Source organism: Arthrobacter sp. TB 23, assembly GCF_000294595.1.
Lineage (GTDB): Bacteria > Actinomycetota > Actinomycetes > Actinomycetales > Micrococcaceae > Arthrobacter_D.
Map to the genome: position 1 here is coordinate 1 of NZ_ALPM01000109.1, position 4,956 is coordinate 4,956.

Sequence of the window (4,956 nt, forward strand, 5' to 3'; positions counted from 1 at the left end):
GAGCCGATACTCCCAGTCCCAGGTCAGCTCCAGCCGGTCGCCGGACGTGTAACGGGCGGTCAGGATCAGCAGGGGAGGGGCGATGTCAGGGAACGTCACCGACCGGTCACTGCTGATCACCTCAATGGCCTGGCGCAGCCGCGGATAGAAACTGTCGAGGAACAGTGGCTTTTCCTTGGCTGGGACGACCACCGGGGCCGTCTGCAACAGCAACCCGATGTCGTGATCGGTGAGCCGTTTGGAGGTTGGGGCCAGCGTAATGACAGTGCTCTGGGTGGGGCTGCCTGGCTGCACCGTGTAGATGCCGTGGGTGCTGATCGGTCGGGCAGTGTCCGCTGGGTGCTGATGGCCGTCGATTTCCAGCACCGGGCACAGCTGCAACTGGTCCTCCGGGGTGGAGGTCGCATCGAGTTTCAGGCTGGCGGTGCCCGCCAGGACCACTGAGACGCCCTTGGTGGAGCCGACAAACTCGACGCCGAGGCGCTGTGCTTCGCGCAACAACTGCCACAGCAGCGGGTTGCTGAAGTCCTCAAGGTAGAGCCAGGAATCGTTGTTGCCGAAGTAGCTGACCCCGGTTCCGCGGTGGAGGGAGGGGAACTGGGAAAACCAGCGGTGCTGGTCGGGGTCGAGGAGGACGCCGTAGGTCTGGTAGCTGATGCTGCCCCAGGAAAGGTTGTTTTTGACCCAGTTGCCCTTGCTGTTGCGGACCACCGGGCGTACCCCGAGCCGTGGTGTGGCTGCCTTCCGCGATGATCGGGGTGACCCCCAGCCGTGTTGCGGGCTTGCGGCGGCGCGGAGCTCAAACTGCAGCGCGAGTGGGGTGGGCGGCGTCGGGGTGGTGACGCCGTCGTCGGGCGTTGGAGTGATCAGCCCGGATAACGAATTTTGCCAGCCGACCTGCTCCGCCTTTCGGATGGGGGTAGTAAGTTCCTGCCGGGAGAGCAGGTGCTCGGTGTTGCTTTGCAGCGCCGTGGCGGCCACGTGTTTGCAGTCGAGGCTGATGGGGCAGCTGCAGAAGCTGTCCCTCAGGTGGTACCGCCCGTCGCCCTTTTCGGACAGGAAGAGGCGGGTGCGGTAGGCGGCGGGGGAGTTTCCCTGCACCCGCGCGTCGAGGGTGTTGCCCGAGGGGTCCCAGGCGAGCTGGCTGACCGCACCCTGTTTCGCATAGGTTTGCCCGCGCTGGAACGAGGCGCCGCCCACCATGCGAATGATGTCGGTGACATCGATCATGGGGGAGCTGGTCCGTGGCATGGATTAATGCTCTCACGCGCCACCGCCGGATCGAGTGAGCTAGGGAGGGGCAGCTCGAGAGCACTCGCGGCGATGAGATGGCGGTCAGTAAACCGGTGACTTGTGCCCGCCCCGGGCGTAAAATTTGGGGGAGGGCAGGGAGCAGGCCATGAAGCCAGGCACGGGTGTACGGCGCAAATTGGTAGGTTGCGTGGTGGCGTTGCTGCTCATCGCTCCGACCCTTTCCACTACCGCAGTAGCGGCACCGCCCGGCGGTACGCAGCTAAGTGAGCTGCGGTATTACCAGGTCGCGGTCAATCTTTTCCCGGAGACGGACGGAGCCTATGCGGGCGCCGTCTCCTTCCGGCAGGACGTCAAAGACGAGGCAACGGTCGATGTGTTCTTGTCCCGGGCTGCCACGATCAGCTGTCCGGACCTGAGTGAGGACATCGTTACCACCACGATCCAGACCGAAGGCAGGGGATCGCGGGAGCCCGGTCCGGTGGAGCTCGACATTGGGCACAGCCTCGAGGAGGCTTTGGGGCACGCAGTCGTGGACCTGACAGTGACCGATAGCCCGGGATGCGGCGAACCTGAGTCGGTGTCGGTGCTGCCCGCACAGGACGTCCAGATCACAGTTACCGGGACGACGCCAAGGTTCTTCACGGGCATTGGCGGCACTACCTCGTCGGGCTCCGACCGGTCGAGCGGACGATTCTACGACTTCTCGCGCGATGGCACCGGCACCCTCAGCGTTGGTTCGCTCCTCGTCGGCGTCGAGAGTCCCGCCGCGTTCCTGAAATTCGCCGTCGAACGGCAGCGTACCCACGGCGAAGCCCCGGTTGCGCCGGATCCGGTCGCCCCGCCAGGCGGCACCGGCGCGCGGGGAGATTACAGCGCCGAGTTTGAGCCCACCGGTGGCCTCGGGGTTCTCTTCGAGGACGCGATAGTGCAGGCCAGCACCACCAGCCCACCGGAGCGAGCAACGACGGTCAGCGCGTCGAGCCTCACCGTCGAACTGGTTGCCTGCGGTGACGGCACCACCGCCATCCGCGAGCAATTCGTTGTCGGGTCCGGGCCGGGTGTGCTGACCATCGGCCGCAAGCTGGGAACAGCCACCGCATCGGGGTCCATCCAGTTCGACCGATTCGTTAGCGACGGATGCCAGGGTGGCGAGCCGGTAACCGACACCGTCGTTCTCCCGGTGGATCTCAACCTCGCGGCGTCAGCACCGCTCGTGCGGGTCAGCGATACCCGCTGGCAGATCCGGCCAGGCGAAGGCGCTGAACGCACGAAAGGGTGGTACCTCGGGCGAGAGGCAACCGGCACCGTAGCGGTCGGGGCGGTGGCCGGGACGACGAATCTAGCCGCGATCGGCTCCTCCGGACCCTGACCCGCGATGTGGGTCAGGACGTTAGCCGGGGCTTCCACCGAGCACATCCACGTGCACGTGGTCGAGGTGGCGCAGGATCTCATTACCCGGGGCTGGCGCTTCGTAGTGGTGCCAGCCGCCCCGGGATAGATGAGCGCTCCAGAACTCGTCGTCGAAAATGACGTACTGGATGTCCAGATCCTCCGCGTGCGCAACGAGCCAATGGGACAGGATCCAGCCCTGGCGCCGGTTGTCCTCGGTCACCGGGCGGAAGAAGATGTCGATGGCACGGCCGTCGTAGTGAGTGGACTCTCCGCCGTGTCCCTGGCCGATCCCACCCGGAGCGAACCCACCCAGGCTCTGGTCGCCGAAGACCTCGGTCATTGCCGCCCGCACCTCTTCGGCGCGGGACGTGAGCCCGGAGCCGGTCAGTTCCTGTTCCTCGAGGTCGCTGGCTGCCGACCCCCGGCAGCTCAGGTTGGGGCCCGCGTCACCGGCCGGCCCGTCGGTCAGTTGTTGGAGCACCGCAGCGTCAATGCCAGTGGTGTCGGGGGCTTCCAGTCCCCTGAGGCGGAGCGCAACAGCTGTGGTGGCCAGCTTCGCCTCGTCGCGGTCAAGCCCGACGTCGCCCTCAGCCGTTTCGAGCGTGCACTCCGGACCGGCCAGGAGCGAACTGCCCTCCACGCGCAAGCCACCGGCCAGGCCGGGTCCCAGGAACACCAGCACCGATCCGGCCACCCCGAGCAGGAGAATCCACAGGACCACCCACTGCGGCCGACGTCGTCGCCCGCCCACCTCGCCCCTTGCGATCACACACCCCTTCCGTCAACAACAACGCGTCAACGGGTTTAACTGGGCGGCCTGCCCGAATGGTTCCCTCCACCTAGAGGGGTGTTGACCGGGCAACTGAGAGCGCCTGGCGCAGTGCCCGGTTTTACCTTCGGCGAATTCCATGTAGACTCGTACGCAGTTGTAGTGTTGCGCATTTTGTATTTCAAGCGGCGAAACCCAGACGGGCCAGCCGCTTTTTCTGTAGAAGCGGGAAACGAACGCCGCGACTGAAACTACCCGACAGTCGGGATCAGTTTCATATTTCCAGAAGGATGATTAAAAATGGCAACAGGTACCGTGAAATGGTTCAACGCTGACAAGGGCTTCGGCTTCATCGAGCCAGAAGATGGCAGCGCCGATGTGTTCGCTCACTTCTCCGCTATCAACTCGAGCGGCTTCAAGTCCCTCGACGAGAACCAGAAGGTTAGCTTTGAGACCGAGCAGGGCCCCAAGGGTCCTCAGGCCGTAAACATCCAGGTCGTCTAGTTCGACTTAGTGGTCAATGACCACTGAAATAGGGCGGGAAGCAATTCCCGCCCTATTTTGCGTTAAAGGACAAAACCCCGATCCAGAGGTGGGTGGGGTGCACCCGATCCGGGGGTCGGGCTATGGGCGCGGCTGATCGATTGACCGGCGCTCCAGCACCCAGCGGACCAGCAGGCCGGCGAGCAGGGCCCAGAAGGCGCCGCCAACCCCTGCCAGGGTCAGCCCCGACGCGGCGACGAGAAAAGTCACGACGGCGCTCATCCGCTGCCCAACCTCTGCCAGTGCAGCAGCCAGCACCGTCGCCATGGTCCCCATCAACGCCAGCCCGGCCACCGTCTCGATCAGGCCGGGAGGTGCTGCGGCGACCACAGTTACCAGCGCCGCTGACACGCTGGCCAGCACCAGATAGCAACAGCCCGCGCTAACGGCCGCGATCCACCGGCGGCTGCGATCGTGCCCGGCCGTCTCGCCAGCGGACAGTGCCGCCGACAGTGCCGCGAGATTCATGGCATGACCGCCGAAGGGCGCTGCCGCCGCGGTGCCGAGACCGGTGACGAACATCGACGGACGCCACGGTGTCCGGTACCCAAACGAAGCAAGAACCGCCACTCCGGGCACATTCTGTGAAGCCATCGTCACGATGTACAGCGGCAAAGCGATGCTGGCCATCGCCTGCACGCTGAATTCGGGGGTGGTGAGCTCAACCGTCGGTGCTGCGGCAGCCCAGTCGAGGGTGATCCGGTTGACCACCAGATAACCGGCGATCACCAGCAGGGCGCCCAGCAAAGTCAGGGGCACCGCCCACCGTGGCGCAAACCGTGTGCCCGCCAGCCAGATCAGGATCAACGGCAGCACCAGGAGGGGAATACTCCCCAACGCCTGGAACGGCGCGAGGCACAGCGGGAGTAGCACCCCAGCGAGCATTGCCTGCGCCAGAGCGGTCGGAATGCGGCCGATCAACCGGCCCAGGGCAGGGATCGTGCCGGTGGCAACGATCAGCGCGCCCGTGACAATAAACGCGCCGACGGCGGCGGGCC

The 4,956-nt window shown here is 65.4% G+C and carries 5 protein-coding genes; 2 read left to right on the forward strand and 3 right to left on the reverse strand.

What is annotated here, in order from left to right; translation table 11 throughout:
- The coding region (locus B384_RS0114785; RefSeq protein WP_019483880.1) for an SWIM zinc finger family protein at positions 1 to 1,251 on the reverse strand (1,251 nt) is incomplete at its 3' end.
- Positions 1,252 to 1,399: 148 nt separating this feature from the next.
- Between B384_RS0114785 and B384_RS0114790 the strand changes: the two genes are divergently transcribed.
- Positions 1,400 to 2,623: a hypothetical protein gene (locus tag B384_RS0114790; RefSeq protein ID WP_156809124.1), complete on the forward strand. Its 1,224-nt coding sequence runs from the start codon at positions 1,400 to 1,402 to the stop codon at positions 2,621 to 2,623.
- Between the two features lie 21 nt (positions 2,624 to 2,644).
- On the opposite strand, the gene B384_RS0114795 is transcribed toward B384_RS0114790, so the two are convergent.
- Entirely contained in the window at positions 2,645 to 3,415 is a 771-nt protein-coding gene (locus B384_RS0114795; RefSeq protein WP_237715333.1) for a hypothetical protein, read from the reverse strand.
- 300 nt (positions 3,416 to 3,715) lie between these two features.
- On the opposite strand from B384_RS0114795, the gene B384_RS0114800 reads away from it, so the two are divergent.
- A complete protein-coding gene (locus B384_RS0114800; protein WP_019483883.1) occupies positions 3,716 to 3,919 on the forward strand; it encodes a cold-shock protein in 204 nt (67 codons plus the stop codon).
- A gap of 120 nt (positions 3,920 to 4,039) precedes the next feature.
- Here the strand turns inward: B384_RS0114800 and B384_RS0114805 are convergent.
- Positions 4,040 to 4,956 (reverse strand): benzoate/H(+) symporter BenE family transporter (locus B384_RS0114805; RefSeq protein ID WP_019483884.1); only part of this gene is annotated, 917 nt, incomplete at its 5' end.

Coding starts and splice junctions, on each gene's coding strand:
- B384_RS0114800 (WP_019483883.1), top strand. CDS start 3,716: ATGGCAACAGGTACCGTGAAATGGTTCAACGCTGACAAGGGCTTCGGC.
- B384_RS0114790 (WP_156809124.1), top strand. CDS start 1,400: ATGAAGCCAGGCACGGGTGTACGGCGCAAATTGGTAGGTTGCGTGGTG.